Origin of the sequence: Geobacter sulfurreducens PCA (genome assembly GCF_000007985.2) — a bacterium.
Classification (GTDB): Bacteria; Desulfobacterota; Desulfuromonadia; order Geobacterales; family Geobacteraceae; genus Geobacter; species Geobacter sulfurreducens.
Genome location: NC_002939.5, coordinates 932,963 through 951,942, shown reverse-complemented (window position 1 = coordinate 951,942; position 18,980 = coordinate 932,963). Strand labels below are relative to the sequence as shown.

The window sequence follows — 18,980 nt, the reverse complement described above, 5'->3', positions numbered from 1 at the left end:
TCTCGCGGCGGGGTGGAAATGCTGCCCGCCGGTCCCTGTTCTGCGCCCCGAGCCTCCACTATAACAGATACCGGACTGAAACCGCGAGGCCCTAATGCCCCGTCCCGGCCGGGAGCGCAAATTGCCATCCGGGTGCCGCTGTGCTATAAGCTCCTCTATCCCCACGCCACGGAGCCCCCATGGACAAGCAGACCGCCGCGGACCGCGTTGCCGCACTCCGCACTGAACTTGAGCGCCACAACCGCCTCTACTACGCGGAAGACCGCCCCGAGATCACCGACGCCGAATACGATCTCCTCTTCCGCGAACTGGTGGACCTGGAAACGCGGTTCCCCGACCTGGCCGCTCCCGACTCCCCAACGCAACGGGTGGGCGGCGCGCCCCTGGACAAGTTCGAGCAGGTCACCCACCGCATCCCCATGCTCTCCCTGGAAAACGCCTTTACGGACGTCGAGATCGCTGACTTCGACGACCGGGTCAAACGCTTCCTGGGGCTCCACGGCGACGTGGAAATCGATTACGTCTGCGAACCCAAGATGGATGGGCTTGCCGTGGAACTGGTCTACGAGCGCGGCATCCTCACCGTCGGCTCCACCCGGGGCGACGGCGTGGTGGGGGAGAACGTCACCCACAACCTGAAGACCGTCCGGGGCATCCCCCTCCGACTCCGGTGCGAGCAGCCGCCGGAATTGCTGGAGGTGCGGGGCGAGGTTTACCTCCCCCTGGCCGCGTTCCAGCGGCTGAACGCCCAGCGGGAGGAGGAGGGGGAGCCACCCTTTGCCAACCCCCGTAACGCCGCGGCCGGCTCCATCCGCCAGCTGGACTCCCGGATCACGGCCCGGCGCCCCCTGGCCATCTTCTGCTACGCGCCGGGCGAGGTCCGGGGCGCCTCCTTCGCGGCACAGACTGAATTTCTCGACCGGATCGGCGAATGGGGCCTGCCGGTCAATCCCCTGATCCGGCCGGTCAAGGGAGTGGCGGAGATCCTCGCCTACTACCGGGAGATGACCGAACGCCGCGACTCGCTCCCCTACGAGATCGACGGCGTGGTGGTCAAGGTGGATTCCTTTGCCCTCCAGCGGGAGCTGGGAGAGAAGAGCCGCTCCCCCCGCTGGGCCGTGGCCGTCAAGTTCCCGCCCCGGCAGGCGGTGACCGTGGTGGAGGACATCGTCCCCTCAGTGGGGCGCACCGGGGTGATCACCCCCACGGCCAACCTCAGGCCCGTGGAGGTCTCCGGCGTCACCGTCTCCCGCGCCACCCTCCACAACTGGGAGGAGATGGAGCGCAAGGACATCCGCATCGGCGACACCGTGGTGATCGAGCGGGCCGGCGACGTGATCCCGGCCGTGGTCAAGGTCCTGACCGAAAAGCGTTCGGGCAGCGAACGCCCCCTTCCCATCCCGGCCGTCTGCCCCGAGTGCGGCTCCGAGGTGGTGAAGATCCCCGACGAGGTGGCGGTCCGCTGCATGGGGCTCTCCTGCCCGGCCCAGATCCGTGAATCCATCATCCACTTCGCCTCCCGCGACGCCATGGACATGGAGGGGCTGGGCGAGAAATACATCGAACAGCTCCTGCGGCTGGGCCTGGTAAAGAACGTGGCCGACCTCTACACCCTCACCAAAGACCAGTTCATGCAGTTCGACCGGATGGGGGACAAGCTGGCCGAAAACCTCCTGAACGCCATCGAGGCCAGCAAGCAACGGGAGCTCTCCCGCTTCATCTTCGCCCTGGGCATCCGCCACGTGGGGGAACACACGGCAAAACTCCTGGCCGGCGCCTTCGGCAGCATCGAAAACCTGGAGCGGGCCACCGAGGAGGAACTCCTCTCCATCCGCGAGGTGGGCCCCCAGGTTGCCCGGAGCATCATCACCTTCTTCCGCAACGAGGGGAACCGGGAGACCATCCGGCGGATGTTCAAGGCCGGGGTCCGGCCCACGGCGGAGGAGAAAAAGGTGGGGGGCCGCTTCACCGGCAAGACCTTCGTCTTCACCGGGGCGCTCACCCGCTTCAGCCGCCCTGAGGCCCAGAAGATGGTAGAGAAGGAGGGGGGCCACGCGGCCGGGTCCGTCTCGAAAAAGACCGACTACGTGGTTGCCGGCGCCGAGGCCGGCAGCAAGCTGGACAAGGCCCGCCAGCTGGGAGTCAGGGTGCTGACCGAGGATGAATTCCTGGCAATGCTGGAGGAGGGATAGATGAAGATCCGCGCCATCGTGACCATCAAGGGGCTGGTGCAGGGGGTGGCCTTCCGGCACCACACGGTGCAGCAGGCCCAGCGGCTCGGCGTATCCGGCTGGGTGAAAAACCTTGCCGGCGGCGATGTCCAGGGCTGCTTCGAGGGGGAAGAAGAGGCCGTCGACGCCCTGGTGGCCTGGTGCCACCACGGCCCTTCCCGCGCCCGGGTTGACCGGGTCATCCTGGAGCGCGAGCACTACCGGGGCGAGTTCGACGACTTCGACGTCAGGTACTGAGGGAAGCGGTCAGCCCCCTGACGTTAGACCCCGTTCCCGTTTTATTGAATTGACCCCATGGAGCGGTTCCGTTAGATTGGACCTGTACCGATTGTGGAGGCGCCATGAAGCCTGTTGAAAAACATAAGGAATCCCACGAGCGACCCCGGGAGATTTCCGAGAAGGAACTGAACGAAATGATGCGGGCTGTCGCCGAGCGGACCAAGGCCCAGACCATTGAGCTGAAGCAGTTGCTTCGAGACAACCTGCGGCGCGAGATTGAGTCGGCCCGCGAGGCGTTCCAGGCCCATGGCGAAAAGCGCTCTCAGGCATAAGCTGATCGTCATTGCCGGGCCGAACGGCTCGGGCAAGACAACGTTCACGAGCCAGGTCCTCAGACACGACTGGTCGGAGGGCTGCATCTTCATCAACCCCGATGAGATCGCCAAGAATGAATTCGGTGACTGGAACTCTCCCGAGGCCGTAATGAAAGCTGCGGCCAGGGCTCAGGAACTCAGGGAGGAGTGCTTGAGGGGAAAAAGGAGCATGCTCCTGGAAACGGTTTTTTCCGTCCCGGAAAAACTGGATTTTATCAGGCGGGCGAAAGAAGCCGACTTCTTCATCCGCTTCTTTTTCATCGGCACCGACAGCCCCGCGATCAATGCTGCCCGCGTCGCCAGGCGGGTCATGGCGGGCGGTCACGATGTCCCCATCGCCAAGATCATTTCCCGCTACCAGCGCTCCATTGCCAACAGCGCCCTGGCGATCTCCATGGTTGACCGGGCATATGTGTACGACAACTCGATCGACGACCGCGAACCCAAAAAGCTCTTCCGCACGAGAGATGGACGGATTTTCAAGACCTACCGGGATCTGGCGCTGCACGAGTGGGCCCGGATGGTTGTGGAAGGGCTGCCCGACTAGCGGATCGGCCACCCCTTCTCATACCCCGCCGGAAAGAAGTTCTCTCTGGTCCGGTTGTAGTAGCCGTACTGGATGTGGGGAAACTCCCGCTTCACCCGCTCCAGCATCCGGTACATGCCGATGCCCCGCCCCGTGGCGCCCATCCGCTTGTTGTAGAAATCCGGGTCAATGGACAGGTTCCGCATCTGGATCATCTTCACCCCGGTCTCGCCGATGAAGCGGAGCAGGGCCTCCACCTCGTCGGCGCTGTCCGACACCCCCGGCGACACCAGGTAGTTGATCATGGTGAACAGCCCCCGCTCCCCCGCCAGCCGCACCGACTCCTTCACCTCGGCGAAGCGGTATCCCACCGGCCGGTAGTACCGGTCGTAGACCTCCTCCCGCACCGAGTTCATGGAAAAGCGCATGGAGTCCATGCCCGCGTCGCAGAGCATGGCGATCCGGTCCGGGAAGGAGCCGTTGGAGTTGAAGTTCACCGTCCCCCGGGAAGTGGCCGCCTTCAGCCGCCGCGTGGCCTCGGCCACGGTGTCCGCCTGCATGATCGGGTCCCCCTCGCACCCCTGGCCGTAGGAGACGATGGGTTCCGGCGCCTCCAGCAGGTGCGGCAGGGCCAGTTCCACGATCTCCTCCGGCGTGGGGACGAAGCCGATCCGCTCGTGGTTGGCCGGGCAGCAGTCCGAGGGCTGGAGGCTGATGCACCCGAGGCAGCGCGAGTTGCACGCCGGCGAGGTGGGGAGCGGCGCCTCCCATCGGCGGAAAAAGAGGTTCTTGGCCGCGAAGCAGTGGTAATCCACCGCGCAGCGGGCCAACTGCTCCAGGAGCCGGTTGTGGGGCATTTCCGCCAACCGCTGCCGCACCAGGGGGTCCAGCTTCCGGTCGTCGTAGTTGCAGGGGTTCCAGTTCTGGTTGGTGTCCACCCGGCTCGCCGCCACCACGAAGCAGTCCCGCTCCTCGTCCCAGCCCACCGCCGTGTACGACCAGAGGGGGAGGTGCACCTTCTTGCGCGAATAATCGCACGCCGGCAGCAGCAGCCGCACGTACCCCGGCGCCATGAAGGCCGACACCGCCTGCACCGGCATCGGGCGCCGCCCCTCCCGCACCGAGGCCACGGTCACGAACTTCCGCTGCTGCTCGTCCCAGGCAACGGGCGGCGTATCCGGGATGGTAAAGAGCCGGCTCCCCTCGGGCAGCGGGATCAGCTCCACCGATTCGGGGAGCACCGCTTCGGAGCCGCTCATGCCGGCCATGCAGAGATGGGGATGATCGAAGATGTTTCCTTTGGCGTCGGCGTAGAGGAGTTTGGGGAGGGTTTTTCGTTTCATGGCTGCAACCTTACCACAGGCAGTGCGACGTTGCCAACCGGGGGGACGTTACGAACACCGGAGGGCATGCCCGGGCGAACCCCGCCGCGTCACCCGTCGGCCGGCGCGGCACCCCTCTGTCTGAGGGATGAAAGAAATCGGTTCGGTATACATGCTTGCATCCCTTTGAATGGTAAAATTATACTGCTCATTCTACCGGAATAACCATTGTCGGGAGATCGTCACCGTCATGAGCAGAAAGATCTTCATCGCCGCCACCGGCATGAACGCGGGCAAGACCACCATCAGCGTCTCGCTCATGCACCTGGCCCGCAAGAAATACGGCCGGGTCGGCTTCATCAAGGCCGTGGGCCCCAAGTGCCAAGTCTTCAACGGCATCACCGTGGACAAGGACGCGGCCCTCATGGCCCGCATCTTCGGGCTTGGAGAGGACATCGCCCACATGTCCCCCGTGGTGCTCGGCCGGGGCTCCACCAAGAAGTTCATCGACGGCGAGATCCCGGCGCTCTGGCCCGTGGAGCGGATCACCGAGGCGGTTGCCGCCCTGGAGAAGAAAAACGACTTCCTGATCATCGAAGGGTCGGGCCACGGCGGGGTGGGCTCGGTCATCGGCCTCAACAACGCCCGGGTTGCCAAGATCACCGGTGCGCCCGTGATCCTGGTGAGCGGCGGCGGCATCGGCAACGTCATCGACTCGGTCCAGCTCAACCTCCCCCTCTACCGGATGGAAGAGGTGCCGGTCAAGGCGCTTGTGGTCAACAAGCTCCTGCCCGAAAAGCGGGAGACCTCCCTCTCGTACCTGGGCCGTTCCTTCAAGCCCTTCGGCATCGAGGTAATCGGTGCCTTCGACTGGTCCCCGGTCCTGGCCAACCCGACCCTCAATCACATCTCCCGCCTGCTGGAGCACCCCCTGCGGGGCGACCAGACCCAGGGGACCCGCATCGTCCACCACATCCAGCTGGGGGCTGCCTCCTCCCAGAAGGTCATCGACGGCCTGGAGCAGTCCACCCTGCTGGTGGTCACCAGCTCCCGGGACGAGCTCCTGGTCACCATCTCGTCCCTCTACCACATCCCGGCCTACCGGGAGAAGATCGCCGGCCTGGTCATCCCCGGCCACGCCCCGGTGTCGGCCATCACCCAGCAGATCCTCGACGGGAGCAACATCCCCGTCATCCGCATCCACGAGACCACCGCCGACGTCTTCTCGGCCATGAAGCACCACGTCTCAAAGATCAGCGCCGAGGACACCGAAAAGATCGAGCTGGTCAAGGCCCAGGCCGAAGAGATTCTGGACTTCGATCACCTGGATTCACTGCTGGACTGAGCTGCCCACCGCCAGCCCCCCGGCGCACCATCGTCTCCACCGTGCCGGCCAGGTACTCCCGCTGGCACGACACGCCGGTCACCGCCCCGGCCTCCACCAGCTTCATGAAGCGGCAGCCGCCGAAGCAGAGGGGGAGCCAGGAGCAGTCCAGGCACTCCTCCCGGCGCCAGATATCGTAGCCGTAGGACGGTGCCGTAGGGCTGAAGCCGGCGCGCAGGTCGCCCACGGCATACCCCTCGTGCCCCATGAAGGCCGGGCACTTGTAGCAGCGGCCGTCGGCGTCCACGGCCAGGTCGCTCTCTAGCTCGATCATGCAGGAAAAGGGGCCGGGCTTGGGCACGCCGAAGCCCCGCTTCATCAACTCCTCCCGCAGCACCAGCTCCGCCTCGGCCAGCCACGGCTCCTCGCAGGTCACGCACCCCTCGGCGAAGTGGGGCAACGCTCCGCTCCCCTTCCCCCCCACGGCCGGGGTGAAGCGCACCGTGCCGAGCCGGTCCGGGGTGAACCCCTCTGCCAGCAGCAGGTCCAGGAGCGCCGGGTATTCCCGCCAGGTCTCCCGGGTAAAGTTCCCTCCCACGTGGATCTTCACCAGATCGACCACCTCGCCCATTCCCCGCAGGATGTCGTGAAAGCTCCCGGCGCCGCCGCCGTAGGGGCGGTACCGGTCGTGCACCTGGGGCGGACCGTCCAGGGTCACTTTGACCGACTCGATCCCCAAAGCTGTCAGGTCCGTCATCACCGCCCGGTTCAGCAGGGAGCCGTTGCTGACCATGTTGCCGTGGAACAGCCCGCCCCCCGCGGCTCGCAGCGGCTCCGCGATCCGCCTGATCAGGTCGGGCCGGAGCAGCGGCTCGCCGCCGTAGAAATCCATATCCACCCGCCACCCCTTTGCCAGGTACTCCCGCTCGATCATCGCGGCCAGGAGGTCCGCGGTCTCCTCGCTCATGTCGCCTTCCGGCGCCTGCCCTCCCTCGAAGCAGTAGGGACAGGCCAGGTTGCAGCGCCGCGTGAGCACCGCCACCATGCCGGCCCGGCGCCGCTCGGCGTTGATCCGGTCGAACCAGGCGAGCATCTCCGCCCGCTCGGCCTCGGGGCCGGGCGTGAGAAAGCCGTGCTTCTCCAGGGTCTCGGCCGCGGCAGGAGAAAGGGTGCCGGCCTGGGCCGCGTCGAGGGTGGACCGGGAACCCCGCACCACCGCGCCGGTACGGCAGGAGAAGAGGATGACGTGGTCGGGTGATTCCGAACAAGGGTAAGAGGAGACGTAGCGGGAGAGGATCATGGGATGGACTCCGAAAAGGGATGAAGAAATAACTATCTCAGAGATTGCCGCATCGCCCCAGCACCATGGACGAAGACGCCAAAGTCCATGGCGGTCCGGAAAACGGGGGCTTCGTGGCTGCTTCCGTGGCCGTCCGCCGGCCGGGGATGGACAGTTCGTACCGTTTTTGTGAGAGCAGAACGAGAAAGGGGCCATGGCCCCTTTCTCGTTCTGCGGTTTTCTACTCCTCCGGCTGGACCCTCGTAGCGGCAATCGTCGACGTGCAGCAAGCCGCCCGCCCCTCTGTGGGGGTCGGATTGCCAGCGTCGAGAACCGTCACATCATCCGTCATTTGGCTCATTAGTCTCACCCCCTCTCTTCGACCTGACGTCATTACCCTTTCGGACAAAAAGCGATAGACATTCGTCCTGCTCCTCTGCTATAAGCCATACGTCTGTTCCAACTTTGCCAGCTCATCAAAGCAAGCCCCATGCCAACTGCGAGCCCTATCAACACTGCGAAATCGCGCGCCGGAAGCACCTTTCGGCGCCTTTCGTCGTTGCTTCCGGGGCTCTTTTTTTTCTTGGGTCTCCTCGCCCTGACCTTACCCTTCACGGCCCACGCCGAAACCGACAGCGACCGAGAACTCCTGGAACTCTACTACGAGCCCCAGGACCTGACCGTCTCCACCGCCACCCGCTCCCCCCGGCCACTTTCGCGGAGTGCTGAAAACATCACGGTCATCACTGCCGAGCAGATAGAAGCGATGAACGCCCACACTCTGGCCGACGTGCTAGCTACGGTTCCCGGTGTTCAGGTCTCCGGCAATACTGCTCCGGCATCCATCACCTTCACTGAATTCGCAGGCGCCACCACCCGATACATCCAGATTTTGGTCGATGGAGTTCCCATTGACGATCAGTTCGACAACTTTGCCGCCCCAGGCATGGTTCCGGTCCAGATCATCGAGCGGGTGGAGGTACTCAAGGGGCCTGCCTCCTCAAGCTGGGGCAACTCACTGGGGGGGATCGTCAACGTCATCACCAAGGAACCGGCCCTCCACGCCTCCTTCAGCGGCGCCGCTTCCTTCTCGGGCGGCGAGAACGGCACCCGTGACGGCCGGGGCGAAGTCTCCGGTACGGTGGGAAGCTTCGGCTACTACCTGTCGGGCGGCAACGTCAAGAGCAACGGCTTCCACTCCTTCAACGCCACCGAAAACAACAACGCCTATGCCAAGCTCCGCTGGAACCTAGCCGACCGGGGAAGCTTACGTCTAACCTTCAATTCCATGGAGACGGCGCCGCAGATTGGCCTGATTACGTTTGCTGACTATTCCGATCGACTCAAGATCCGCTTCCTCCAGTCGACTATCTCTCTCGACTACAATCTGACCGACCGACTCACTTTCAACACGTTCTTTAAGGGTAGCCGGTTTGACTATACCCGTATTGATGACACCCTCAGCACTGGCGAACGTTTCTCCACCATCACCAGCGACGAAATAACATCAGGCGGTGCGGCCATCCTCACTTGGCGCCAGGGGGTCCACACCCTGACCGGCGGAGTCGAGTTCGACCATGGCCAGACCAAGACGAGCTTTGACTACCCTCTTTTCCTGTTCAACCAAACGATCGACGCCTCCAACGACAAGTGGGGCTTCTTCCTAAACGACACCATCACCTGGGAGCGGTTCAGCATCACCCCGGCGGTCCGCTACGACCTCACCAGCCACTCCGGCGACTTCTTCAGCCCGAGCCTCGGGGCCACCTTCAGCGTCACGGATAAAACCCTGCTCCGGGCCTACGCCGCCCGGGGCTACAACTTGCCGATCCTGAACCCGGCTTATTCCACCAAAGACAACGGTTGGACCGTACAGGCCGGCCTCGAAACCACCGATATCCCCTTCCTCTGGCTCAAAGGGACTTGGTTCCGCAATCAATTCAAAGAGCGGGGTGATACCGTAACAAGGACGCTACGGGAAGGATTTGAGATAGAGGCCCGCACCGCACCGATTTACAACTCATGGCTCACCGCCGGATATGTCTTCACCGACGCCAAGAACCTCCAGACCGACGAGAAACTTCCCGCAGTCGCCCGGCACACCTGGGACCTGGGACTTCACTACGACGACCGAACCTTCCGCGGCGCTCTCACCGGTGCGTATCGCTGGTGGAACACCCCCGATTACTTCGGGGCCGAATACAACAACTTCATCTGGGACCTCAACCTAGGGTGGCGCTTCTTCCGGAGCGACAACACGGAGGCCGAGCTCTTCGCCACCGGCCACAACCTGTTCAACGGTGCCCAGTATCACGACGAGATATTCAAAAACCCCGGCCGCTGGTTCGAAGGCGGCCTGCGCATCAAGTGGTAAAGAAAACGATTTAGGAACCCATGACGGCACGTATCTTCCACATACTCGCCTTGCTGCTCCTCTGGGGCTTCCCGGCTTTCGCCGCGGAGGTCGTGGTGGTGCAGGGCGAGCGGAACATCCCCTACGAGGCGGCAGTGCGCGGCTTCGAGGGGACGGCCGGGGTACGTACCGTGGAGCGGCTGGTCCTCTCGGAGCTGCGGGGCGCCGACGTGGTGCGGACCGTGCGCGAGGCGCGCCCCCGCCTGGTGCTGGCCGTGGGCCGCGAGGCCCTGATCCGGGTGAGGGAGATCCGCGAGATTCCGGTGGTGTACGTGATGGTGGCCTCCCCCGAGTCGACCGGCGCCCTGGGCCGCAACGTGACCGGGGTGACCATGACGGTGGCGCCCGAGCGCTACCTTACCTTCATCCGCGACAGTATCGGCGGCCGGCGGGTGGGAATCCTCTACGACCCGGAGCGCACCGGCGTCATGGCGCGGCAGGCCCGCGCGGCGGCCGAGCGCCTGGGCATCACCCTGGTTGAAGGGGTGGTCCGCTCGCCCCGGGACGTGCCGCGCACCCTGTCGGAGCTGGCGGGCAAGACCGATGTGCTCTGGCTCTTCCCCGACGCCACGGTACTCACCCGGGAGGGGCAGGAGGCGATCTTCCTCTTCTCCCAGAACAGCCGGGTACCGGTGGTGGCCTTTGCCGAGAAGTACCTGGGCACGGGCGCCCTGGCGGCGCTGGCCATCGATCCGGTCGACCTGGGCCGCCAGGCGGGCAGGATGGCCCGTCGTATCATGGACGGCGTGGGCGTCGAGAGCGTACCGGCCGAAGGCCCGGCACGGCCGACCCTCAAGCTGAACGGCTCGGTGGCGCGCCACCTGGGAATCGACCCGGCACGACTCGGAGAGTAACCAATGGGTGCGAACGCTCCTCCAGTGCGTTCTTTTTTTGCCGTTCTCCGCACGAGCTTCCGGGCGAAGCTCTTTACGGTGATCTGTCTCTCGATCATCGCCCTCTCCGCCTGTTTTGCCGCCTTCTTCCTCTACAACCAGTACCGCTCCCTGCACGACAAGCTCCTCACCGAGGGCCGGCTCATGACGCGGCTCCTGGCCCACAACGCGCGGCTCCCCCTTTTCGCGGGCAACACCGACCAGCTTCAGGAGGTGGTCCAGGGAGTCACGGGCCACGGCACTGTGCTTGAAACGGCAATCCTGGACCGGGAAGGGCATCCGCTGGCCCACTTCGTCCGCCAAAATCCGCGTAACGACAAAAGTACTCCAACGGCTTTTTCCCCGCCCGGCCCTGGGGTGGAGGGACGCATCCGCGACGGACAGGACTCCCTGGAGTTCGTGGAGCCGATCCTGACCCAGCATTCGGCCGGCAACGAGGAAGACCTCTTCTTCGAGGGCGGCCGTGAAAGCAGTACTGTCATCGGATCGGTGCACCTGGTGATGGACGAGAGGCCGCTCCACCGGAAAGTGAACCAGCTGGCAGCCACGGCGCTGCTGGTTACCGCCGCTGCGCTGGTGGCGGTAATCGGAGCACTCTACCCCGTGATCAGGGGAATTACCCGGCCACTGACCCACCTGGAGCGGGGGGTCAGGGAGATCGCTGCGGGCAACAAAGAGGTGCGGGTGCCGGTGGAGTCCCAGGACGAGTTGGGGTCCCTGGCGGCGTCGTTCAACAGCATGGCCGAGTCGCTGCTCCAGCGCAAGCTGGCCCAGGAGGAGTCGGAGCGCAAGATTCGGGAACTGAACGTCAACCTTGAGGAGATGGTGCGCCGGCGGACCGCCGAGCTCATGGCGGCCAACCGGGAACTGGAGTCGTTCAATTACTCGGCCTCCCACGATCTGCGGGCGCCGCTGCTCCGGCTGCGCGGCCTGTGCCAGGCCCTTGAGGAGGACTGCGGCGACCGCCTGGACGGGGAGCTGCGGGACTACCTGGACCGGATCGCCGAGGTGGGGGTTCAGATGGAGCGGGTCATGTCCGCCATGTCGAGCCTGTTCCGGGTTCAGCGCCGGGAGCTTGAACTGCAGCCGGTGAACCTGAGCGAACTGGTGGAGAAGGTGGTTGCGGCCCACCGGGCAACGGAACCCCAGCGGCAGGTGGCGGTGTCGGTGGAACCGGGGGCCGCGGCCACGGGGGACCCTGAGCTCCTCTGGGTGGCCCTGGACAACCTGATCGGCAATGCCTGGAAGTTCACCTCCCGCAGGGCCGACGCGCGGATCGAGTTCGGCAGCATGCACCAGGAGGGAGAGCTCGTCTGCTTCATCCGCGACAACGGCGCCGGCTTCAACATGGGCTATGCCCACAAGATCTTCGAGCCGTTCCATCGACTCCACGGCCAGGACGAGTTCCCCGGTACCGGCGTGGGGCTGGCCATCGTGCAGCGGATCATTTCCCGCCACCAGGGCCGTGTCTGGCTCGAAAGCGCCGAGGGGGCGGGTACCACCTGCTACTTCACCCTCCCGGAGAGTGCCCCGGCCTGATCCTCCCAGGGAGGCGACCATGCCCGAACTGAAGCGTTCCGTCTGTCCCTATGACTGCCCCGACACCTGCGGCTTGCTGGTGGAGGTCGAGAACGGCCGTGCGGTGCGCGTGACCGGCGATCCAGACCACCCCTTCACCCGGGGCACCCTCTGCCCCAAGATGCTCCACTATGAAAAGACGGTCCACTCTTCCCGGCGGCTGACCACTCCGCTCGTGCGGACCGGCCCCAAGGGGAGCGGTTCGTTCCGGCCCGCGTCGTGGGACGAGACCGTTGCCGCCATTGCATCCCGCTGGCGCGAGATCATCGCCGTCCACGGAGCCGAGGCGATCCTCCCCTATTCCTACGCGGGCACCATGGGACTGGTGCAGCGCAATGCCGGTCACCCCTTCTTCCACCGGCTGGGGGCGTCGCGGCTGGAGCGGACCATCTGCTCACCGGCCAAGGAGGCGGGGTGGAAGGCAGTAATGGGCGATACTCCGGCCCCCCATCCGGACGAAGTGGCGGAGAGCGACCTGGTAATCCTCTGGGGGATCAATGCGGCGGCCACCAATATCCATTTCCTCCACGGAGTGCGCGAGGCCCGCAGGCGGGGAGCCCCTGTCTGGGTGATCGACACCTACCGGACCCCTACGGCCGCTGCAGCCGACCGGGTGATCCTGCCCCGCCCCGGCAGCGACGGAGCACTGGCACTGGGGATGATGCACGTGCTGGCCCGGGACGGCCTGGTGGACCGGGCATTCCTGGCTGAACGGGTACAGGGGTACGATGAGCTGGCGGAGCGGATTCTCCCGGACTATCCCCCGGAGCGGGTGGCGGCCCTCACGGGCATCCCGGCGGCGGAGATCGAAGAGCTGGCCCGGCGCTACGGCCGGGCGCGCGCCCCCTTCATCCGCCTGGGGAGCGGGCTTTCCCGCTACGGCAACGGGGCCATGACGGTGCGCTGCATCGCGGCCCTGCCCGCCCTGACCGGGGCTTATGCCGTGCGGGGCGGCGGCTGTCTGGCCTCAACGAGCACCGGTCCCGCCTTTGCCCTGGGAGAGGTGCTGCGTGAGGACTTCATGGCGCGGCCCACCCGCGTCGTGAACATGAACCGGCTCGGCCACGCCCTGACCGGGCTGGCCGACCCGCCGGTCATGTCCCTGTATGTGTACCACTCGAACCCGGCCGCGGTGACCCCGGACCAGAACGAGGTGATCCGGGGGCTCTGCCGGGACGACCTCTTCACCGTGGTCCACGAGCGGTTCCTGACCGACACGGCCCGTTACGCCGACATCGTGCTGCCGGCCACCTCGTCCCTAGAGCACGCAGACGTGTACCGGGCCTACGGCACCTACTGCATCCAGCGGGCCCACCCTGCCATCCCGCCCGTGGGGGAGAGCAGATCCAACTGGGACACCTTCGCCCTGCTGGCCGGGGCCATGGGGTTCGAGGAGGAGTTTTTCCGCCGGAGCGCCGGGGAGATGATCGACCGGCTCCTGTCGGTCCCCACCGCCATGCGGGCCGGGATCGACCAGGTCCGTTTCGACGCGGGTCTGGCCGTGGAACTCCCCCTGGCCCCCGATGCCCCGCGCATCTTCGCCACTCCCTCGGGCAAGGTGGAGATCCTCAATCCCCGCGAGCCTGAACCACTCCCCCGTCACATTCCTTGCCACGAAGACGCGGGCGAGCTTCCCCTCAGGCTCATGACCGCCCCCACCCCCTACGCCCTGAACGCCTCCTTCTACGAGCAGGAAGAGCTGCGGCAGAAGCAGGGGGGCGCCATGTCGCTCCTCCTGAACCCGGCCGAGGCAACAGCCCGGAACCTGGCCGAGGGGCAGCGGGTGACCGCCGTCAACGACCGGGGCCGGGTCGCCTTCATCCTGCGGATCACCGACCGGGTTCCGCCGGGGGTGGCCGTGGCCGAGGGGGTCTGGTGGCTGGAGCACGCCCCGGGCGACCGGACCGTGAACGCCCTCACCAGCCAACGGCTCACGGACCGGGGCAACGGCAGCACATTCTATGATACGCGGATCGAGGTGCTCCCCGCCCCGTGACAGCCTTTCCGCAACTTTTTCAACAGCCTGGCTAAAGTTTCCTCATGCATGGCCGATACGTTAACCATGCCTTCATCCGGAAGGCGATCACTCTGCGAGGTTAACGGCCATGGCGGAACCGAGAATTCTCCTTGAAAGCGGCACCAACGAACTCGAAATCGTCGAGTTCATGATCGATGAAACCGGCCCCAACGGCGAGACGGTTCATTCCTACTTCGGGGTGAACGTGGCCAAGGTTCGCGAGATCATCCGCAAGCCCCAGATGTGGAAGGTGTTCAACGCCAATTCCGCCGTGTCCGGCATGATGAAGCTGCGGGACAAGGTGATCACGGTGGTGAACCTGGCCACGGTGCTGGGCAAGGAATACAGCGCCCTGGCGCCCGACCGGGTGGTGGTGCTGGAGTTCAACCGGATGATGGTGGGTGTGCTGGTAAACGGGGTATCGCGCATCTACCGGATTTCGTGGGAACAGGTGGAGCCGCCGGTGCGGGCCATCGAATCGGCCTACGTGACCGGGGTGGTGAAGATGGAGGACCGGATCATCCTGATCCTCGACTTCGAGAAGATCGTGGGCGAGCTCTGCTCCGAGGAAACCCTGCGGGCCCTGAGCGAGGAGCAGCTCCTGCCCGGGCCGGTGCTCGACCGCTCCCAGCGCCGCATCCTCGTGGCGGACGACTCCGCCTTCATCCGCAACAGCATCTGCTCCAGCCTCCGCGGGGCCGGCTACAACGTGGATGAGGCCGAGAACGGCGAGGATGCCTGGAACATGATCCAGGACAAGCTTACCCGTTGCCGCGCCGCCGGTGTCAACCTCAGGAGCGAGCTGGACCTCCTGATCACTGACGTGGAGATGCCGAAGATGGACGGCCTCCACCTGACTACCCTGGTCAAGAAGGACGACGTGCTCAAGGATCTGCCGGTGCTGATCTTCTCGTCCCTGGCCAGCGACGACAACAAACGCAAGTGGAAGGACCTGGGCGCCCTGGACATCGTGACCAAACCCGACCTGCCGAACCTGGTCAAGATAGCTGACAGCGTCATGCATTGAGATTGCGGCTCATCTGCCCATCAGGCCCCGGGGGAAACCCTCAGGGGCCTTTTTCATGTCCGCGGGACCATGAACGTCGCGAGAGGCAATGGGGGCATTCCGTGCTATGATGGCGAAAATCGCTCTGCCGGCAGGTGATATGGCCTTCTCAGCCCCTGAACCCGAACTTTCCGTTGTCGTTCCCACCCTGAACGAGGCGGAGACCGTGGCAACACTGCTCGCCGCGCTGGCCGCCCAACGGGATGTGGCCCTGGAACTCCTGCTCTGCGACGGCGGCTCCACCGACGGCACCGCAGCGCTGGTGCGCGGCCGCGCGGGGGATCTCCCCTTTCCCGTGACCGTCACGGAGACCCCGCCCGGGAGAGGGCGCCAGATGAACGCCGGCGCGGCCGCCGCCCGGGGCGCGACGTTCCTGTTCCTGCACGCGGACAGCATCATCGCCGATCCTCTGGCACTGCGGCGGGGGCTCGATCATCTGGCCGCGGCCCGCCGGAGCGACAAACGGGCGGCCGGGCACTTCCGGCTCCGTTTTGCCGGTGACAGCCCGTCTCCCCTCGCCTACCGCTTCTACGAACGCAAGGCGCGGCTCCACCGTCCCGGCTGCACCCACGGAGACCAGGGGCTGCTCATCCCGCGGGAGTTTTTCGATCAGGTGGGACCCTTTGACGAGGGGTTGCCGATTCTGGAGGACGTACGGCTGGCGGAACGGATTGCGGCGATGGGAACGTGGGTGCTGCTGCCGGCGGAGATCATCACTTCGGCCCGGCGGTTCGAAACGGAAGGGTTGCGGGAGCGGCAGACTCTGAACGCGATCCTGATGAATTTCGCCGCCATCGGCTGGCAGCAGGGGGTGGAAGAACTGGTGGCCGGTTACCGGAGCCAGGACCGGTCCGGCCGCCTGCGGCTGGGACCGCATCTGGCGCGCATCGCCGGGCTGACGGCTGCGCTACCCCGGCAGGAGCGGCTCCGACTCTGGTACTTGACGGGCGGCTACGTGCGGGGCAATGCCTGGCAGATTCCGCTGTTCCTGGATGTCCGCAACGCCTGGCGCCGGGGCGGGGACGACGGTGCCACCCCGCTCCTTTCGCTCCATGACCGCTGGTTTGATCTCCTGACCGACAATCCGGCTGGCCGGGCGGCGGCGGCGCTCATGACGTTCCTCTGGTTCCGGCTGACCCTCCGCCGGGAGATGAAAGATTGGCCAGGGATTCTACGAACTCCCTGACCTGCTCCAGATCCTGGGGGGAGATGTCCATGAATTCAATCCCGAAGCCTGACGGAAACCGGGGTTTGACCTTCCCGTCGACGCCATTGAGCCAGGCCACCCGCCCCCGGGCCCTGACCGGGGCGCCGCCACCGGGGATGGTGATGGCGATCTCCACGCTCTCCTCCCGAGCAATGCCGTGGTCGATGGCCAGGTAGAGGCCGCCCACGCTGATGTCGGTCGTGGTGCCGGTCAGTTCTTTCTGCTCCGTGCGGCAGGTGACCGGCAGGGAAAAGGGAATCCGCTGCTCCCGGCGGTCGATGTCGGGGATGTACCGCCGGCCGATCTCAAGGAACAGCCGCCGGTCCACGGGCTTGGTGATGTAGCCGTCGCAGCCGGCTCGGGCGCAGAGTTCCTGGTCTTCGGGCTTGCCGGCGGTGGTCACCATGATCACGGGGGTATCCCGCAGTTCCGGGTCGCTTTTGATGGCGATGCAGCAGTCGACCCCGTTCATCTTCGGCATGTTCAGGTCCATGTAGACCAGGTCGGGCCGTTCGCTGCGCACCAGCTCCAGGGCCTCCTCGCCGTTGCGGGCGGTGAAGACCCGCACAGGGGAAAAGCGCAGCAAACTCTTCTCCAGTTCGAGCATGAGATTCACGTCATCGACTATCAGTACCTTGGGCTTTGCCATGGGTTGCTCCTTCCATTCATCCCCGTGCTACCTCTATCCGTATCGGCAGGAACGCCGATTTCTTAACGTCCCATCATGATTTTTCTCCCCGCGCCAAGAGAGCCGGCGACTCTCCCGGAGAAAAAAGTCCCGCAAAAAGCAGACCGGCAGTACAAAAGGAACCCGTCACTCCCGCCCGCACGGGTGGACCGGACCACGCGGGGCGACGCTTGAGTTTTTTCGGAGGGTGAGTCGCCGGCCCTCTTCTCCGTAGCGGCATTCGCCGTGTGCGCCGACGTGTGAGCCGGCCGGGTCAGACCACGAGCCGGGCGAAATCGGCCTCAGCAGTCACGGTGACCGGGGAGTGGCAGATGAAGTCGCCGTCCACCTGAACGGGCTTGTTGCCGCCCACGGCTACCCGCCGGGCCGATACGACCTCGGGGCCGCCGCCGGCGCGGCGCCCCGCCGCCACCCGCAGGGCAAGGGAGAGGTAGCGCCATCGGGACGGGTCCCGGATCAGGACGACCCGAAATCCGTCGTGGAAAAGGTTCGCTCCCGGGGCCAAGGTAAAGGGGCCCCCGTACCGGGCCGCGTTGCAGATCACCGCCCCGTGGCAGGCGATGGCGACGCCGTCCACCTCCACCTCCAGGAGCCGCCGGTCCCAGGCGGCAAGGGTCCTGATGGCTGAAAAAAGGTATGCTCCGGCGCCGAAGCGCTTCTTCTCGTCGCTGCGCACCCCCTCCACCACCTGGCCGTCAAAGCCGATTCCGGCCATGAGAAAAAAACGCCGCCGTACTCCGAACCCTTCCAGGAGCCCCGTGGCGAGAGAACGCGTTTCCCGGCGCACGATCCGGGCCACGGCATCCTCGGCGGAACGCAGCCCCAGCTCGCGCCCAAGCACGTTGGCGGTACCGAAGGGGATGTAGCCGAGGGTGGCGCGCCCCGGTTCGAGGCCGTTCAGCACGCCGTTGACGGTTCCGTCCCCCCCGACGGCAATGACGAAGGGATGCTCCTCCTGAGCGCAGAGCCGAGCGGCAAAGGCGGCCGCATCGTCGGGGCCGCCGGTGAGAAGCAGGCGGGGGGCCAGTCCTCCCCGGCGCAGGGCGTCCATGGCGGCGCTGACGGCAGCCTCCGAGTAGCTTCCGGACACGGGATTGACGATAAGGGTGCAGCGATCGGACATGGGCTTCCTCCGGCAGTTCGGCCGGGCCATTATCCGGGCGGACGAGGCGCCCTGTCAACCGATTCTCCGCGGCTCCGTTAAATCGGACATATCATGACAACAGCGGCAGATGCCGCACTGAAAGGAGTCACACCATGCGCAGAAGAATCAAACTTGCCCTGGCGGCACTGACCGCCGTCGCAGCTTTGGCCGGCACCCAGCAGGCGGTCCTGGCCCAGACCGACCCGGCGCCCGGAGCCGGGATGGGCAAAGTGCGGGGCGGCGGCGGAGTGAAGAAGATGGACCCGGCCGAGCGACTGAAACGGATGGAGCGGCATCTGGGGCTGACCGAGGAACAGAAGACGGCCATCGCTCCGATCCTGGCCGAGGAAAACGGAGAGATGAAGGCCGTCCGTGACGATGCGTCCCTGAACCGCACCCAGAAACGCGAGAAGATGCGCGAGATCCGAGATCGCTACCACGACCGGATCGGCGCCATCCTCACCCCGGAGCAGCGGCAGAAGGCCGACGAGGCGCGCGACCGGGCGCGCGACCGCTGGGAAAAACGCCAGCAGCGCGCCAAGGACCGGCAGAACTGACCGAGTGACCGGACAGGGACCTTCGGCGAACCGGAGGCCCCTGTCCAGTATAAACGCCACGTTGCTGCGCCGGCCGACCGGCCACGGGTTCCAACTTCCCGCAAGGGGTTGCGGCACCATTCCCACCTGTATATACTGTCTA

17 protein-coding genes are annotated in these 18,980 nt (G+C 65.5%); 12 read left to right on the top strand and 5 right to left on the bottom strand.

The annotated features are described in order from the left end of the window. The first annotated feature begins 179 nt into the window (after window positions 1-179). The 4 genes from ligA to GS_RS04450 all read left to right on the top strand — a co-directional run bounded on the left by ligA (window position 180) and on the right by GS_RS04450 (window position 3,371). Window positions 180-2,192, top strand: a complete 2,013-nt coding sequence (gene ligA, locus GS_RS04465; RefSeq protein ID WP_010941554.1) for an NAD-dependent DNA ligase LigA — start codon at window positions 180-182, stop codon at window positions 2,190-2,192. After that, the gene (locus GS_RS04460) at window positions 2,193-2,468 is read left to right on the top strand and encodes an acylphosphatase (RefSeq protein WP_010941553.1); all 276 of its coding nucleotides are present in this window, start codon (window positions 2,193-2,195) and stop codon (window positions 2,466-2,468) included. It begins immediately after the preceding gene. Window positions 2,469-2,572: 104 nt separating this feature from the next. After that, entirely contained in the window at window positions 2,573-2,782 is a 210-nt protein-coding gene (locus GS_RS04455) for a hypothetical protein (protein ID WP_010941552.1), read from the top strand. After that, on the top strand, window positions 2,757-3,371 hold the full coding sequence (locus GS_RS04450) for an AAA family ATPase (protein ID WP_010941551.1): 615 nt from the start codon (window positions 2,757-2,759) through the stop codon (window positions 3,369-3,371). Before GS_RS04455 ends, GS_RS04450 begins: the two co-directional genes overlap by 26 nt. On the opposite strand, the gene GS_RS04445 is transcribed toward GS_RS04450, so the two are convergent. Beyond that, window positions 3,368-4,693: a radical SAM protein gene (locus tag GS_RS04445; protein WP_010941550.1), complete on the bottom strand. Its 1,326-nt coding sequence runs from the start codon at window positions 4,691-4,693 to the stop codon at window positions 3,368-3,370. The genes GS_RS04450 and GS_RS04445 overlap by 4 nt on opposite strands. Before the next feature lie 229 nt (window positions 4,694-4,922). On the opposite strand from GS_RS04445, the gene GS_RS04440 reads away from it, so the two are divergent. Further along, window positions 4,923-6,017, top strand: coding sequence for an AAA family ATPase (locus GS_RS04440; RefSeq protein WP_010941549.1), 1,095 nt, complete (start codon window positions 4,923-4,925; stop codon window positions 6,015-6,017). Here the strand turns inward: GS_RS04440 and gptM are convergent. Beyond that, on the bottom strand, window positions 5,959-7,296 hold the full coding sequence (gene gptM, locus GS_RS04435; protein WP_010941548.1) for a geopeptide radical SAM maturase: 1,338 nt from the start codon (window positions 7,294-7,296) through the stop codon (window positions 5,959-5,961). The genes GS_RS04440 and gptM overlap by 59 nt on opposite strands. Before the next feature lie 220 nt (window positions 7,297-7,516). After that, window positions 7,517-7,636 carry a geopeptide gene (gene gptA, locus GS_RS04430; protein ID WP_235044971.1) on the bottom strand — a complete coding sequence of 40 codons (120 nt, stop codon included), beginning with the start codon at window positions 7,634-7,636 and terminating at the stop codon, window positions 7,517-7,519. Between the two features lie 222 nt (window positions 7,637-7,858). Here gptA and GS_RS04425 point away from each other — a divergent pair, with 222 nt between their 5' ends. The 6 genes from GS_RS04425 (at window position 7,859) to GS_RS04400 (ending at window position 16,428) form a co-directional block, all read left to right on the top strand. Continuing rightward, a complete protein-coding gene (locus GS_RS04425; protein WP_235044970.1) occupies window positions 7,859-9,649 on the top strand; it encodes a TonB-dependent receptor plug domain-containing protein in 1,791 nt (596 codons plus the stop codon). A 20-nt stretch (window positions 9,650-9,669) separates the two neighbouring features. Next, window positions 9,670-10,542, top strand: coding sequence for an ABC transporter substrate-binding protein (locus GS_RS04420; protein ID WP_010941545.1), 873 nt, complete (start codon window positions 9,670-9,672; stop codon window positions 10,540-10,542). A 3-nt stretch (window positions 10,543-10,545) separates the two neighbouring features. After that, window positions 10,546-12,120 (top strand): sensor histidine kinase, encoded by a 1,575-nt coding sequence (locus GS_RS17690; RefSeq protein ID WP_010941544.1) that lies wholly within the window; start codon window positions 10,546-10,548, stop codon window positions 12,118-12,120. 19 nt (window positions 12,121-12,139) lie between these two features. Then, complete coding sequence (locus GS_RS04410; RefSeq protein WP_010941543.1) at window positions 12,140-14,155, top strand: molybdopterin oxidoreductase family protein; 2,016 nt, start codon at window positions 12,140-12,142, stop codon at window positions 14,153-14,155. 109 nt (window positions 14,156-14,264) lie between these two features. After that, a complete protein-coding gene (locus GS_RS04405) occupies window positions 14,265-15,203 on the top strand; it encodes a chemotaxis protein (protein WP_010941542.1) in 939 nt (312 codons plus the stop codon). A gap of 106 nt (window positions 15,204-15,309) precedes the next feature. Continuing rightward, window positions 15,310-16,428: a TIGR04283 family arsenosugar biosynthesis glycosyltransferase gene (locus GS_RS04400; protein WP_235044969.1), complete on the top strand. Its 1,119-nt coding sequence runs from the start codon at window positions 15,310-15,312 to the stop codon at window positions 16,426-16,428. Here the strand turns inward: GS_RS04400 and GS_RS04395 are convergent. Both GS_RS04395 and GS_RS04390 read right to left on the bottom strand, forming a co-directional pair. Beyond that, window positions 16,352-17,098 carry a response regulator gene (locus tag GS_RS04395; RefSeq protein ID WP_010941540.1) on the bottom strand — a complete coding sequence of 249 codons (747 nt, stop codon included), beginning with the start codon at window positions 17,096-17,098 and terminating at the stop codon, window positions 16,352-16,354. The two genes, GS_RS04400 and GS_RS04395, sit on opposite strands and share 77 nt — an antisense overlap. A 292-nt stretch (window positions 17,099-17,390) precedes the next feature. Continuing rightward, on the bottom strand, window positions 17,391-18,260 hold the full coding sequence (locus tag GS_RS04390; protein WP_010941539.1) for a diacylglycerol/lipid kinase family protein: 870 nt from the start codon (window positions 18,258-18,260) through the stop codon (window positions 17,391-17,393). Between the two features lie 134 nt (window positions 18,261-18,394). Between GS_RS04390 and GS_RS04385 the strand changes: the two genes are divergently transcribed. Next, window positions 18,395-18,838, top strand: a complete 444-nt coding sequence (locus GS_RS04385; RefSeq protein WP_010941538.1) for a hypothetical protein — start codon at window positions 18,395-18,397, stop codon at window positions 18,836-18,838. Window positions 18,839-18,980: the final 142 nt, after the last annotated feature.

Bases quoted from the DNA above. Each gene is read 5' to 3' on its own strand.
- GS_RS04420 (WP_010941545.1), top strand. From the start codon at position 9,670: ATGACGGCACGTATCTTCCACATACTCGCCTTGCTGCTCCTCTGGGGC.
- GS_RS04440 (WP_010941549.1), top strand. From the start codon at position 4,923: ATGAGCAGAAAGATCTTCATCGCCGCCACCGGCATGAACGCGGGCAAG.
- GS_RS04400 (WP_235044969.1), top strand. From the start codon at position 15,310: ATGATGGCGAAAATCGCTCTGCCGGCAGGTGATATGGCCTTCTCAGCC.
- gptM (WP_010941548.1), bottom strand. From the start codon at position 7,296: ATGATCCTCTCCCGCTACGTCTCCTCTTACCCTTGTTCGGAATCACCC.
- GS_RS04455 (WP_010941552.1), top strand. From the start codon at position 2,573: ATGAAGCCTGTTGAAAAACATAAGGAATCCCACGAGCGACCCCGGGAG.
- GS_RS04460 (WP_010941553.1), top strand. From the start codon at position 2,193: ATGAAGATCCGCGCCATCGTGACCATCAAGGGGCTGGTGCAGGGGGTG.
- GS_RS04390 (WP_010941539.1), bottom strand. From the start codon at position 18,260: ATGTCCGATCGCTGCACCCTTATCGTCAATCCCGTGTCCGGAAGCTAC.
- GS_RS04405 (WP_010941542.1), top strand. From the start codon at position 14,265: ATGGCGGAACCGAGAATTCTCCTTGAAAGCGGCACCAACGAACTCGAA.
- GS_RS04445 (WP_010941550.1), bottom strand. From the start codon at position 4,693: ATGAAACGAAAAACCCTCCCCAAACTCCTCTACGCCGACGCCAAAGGA.
- gptA (WP_235044971.1), bottom strand. From the start codon at position 7,636: ATGAGCCAAATGACGGATGATGTGACGGTTCTCGACGCTGGCAATCCG.
- GS_RS04395 (WP_010941540.1), bottom strand. From the start codon at position 17,098: ATGGCAAAGCCCAAGGTACTGATAGTCGATGACGTGAATCTCATGCTC.
- GS_RS04385 (WP_010941538.1), top strand. From the start codon at position 18,395: ATGCGCAGAAGAATCAAACTTGCCCTGGCGGCACTGACCGCCGTCGCA.
- GS_RS04450 (WP_010941551.1), top strand. From the start codon at position 2,757: ATGGCGAAAAGCGCTCTCAGGCATAAGCTGATCGTCATTGCCGGGCCG.
- ligA (WP_010941554.1), top strand. From the start codon at position 180: ATGGACAAGCAGACCGCCGCGGACCGCGTTGCCGCACTCCGCACTGAA.
- GS_RS17690 (WP_010941544.1), top strand. From the start codon at position 10,546: ATGGGTGCGAACGCTCCTCCAGTGCGTTCTTTTTTTGCCGTTCTCCGC.
- GS_RS04410 (WP_010941543.1), top strand. From the start codon at position 12,140: ATGCCCGAACTGAAGCGTTCCGTCTGTCCCTATGACTGCCCCGACACC.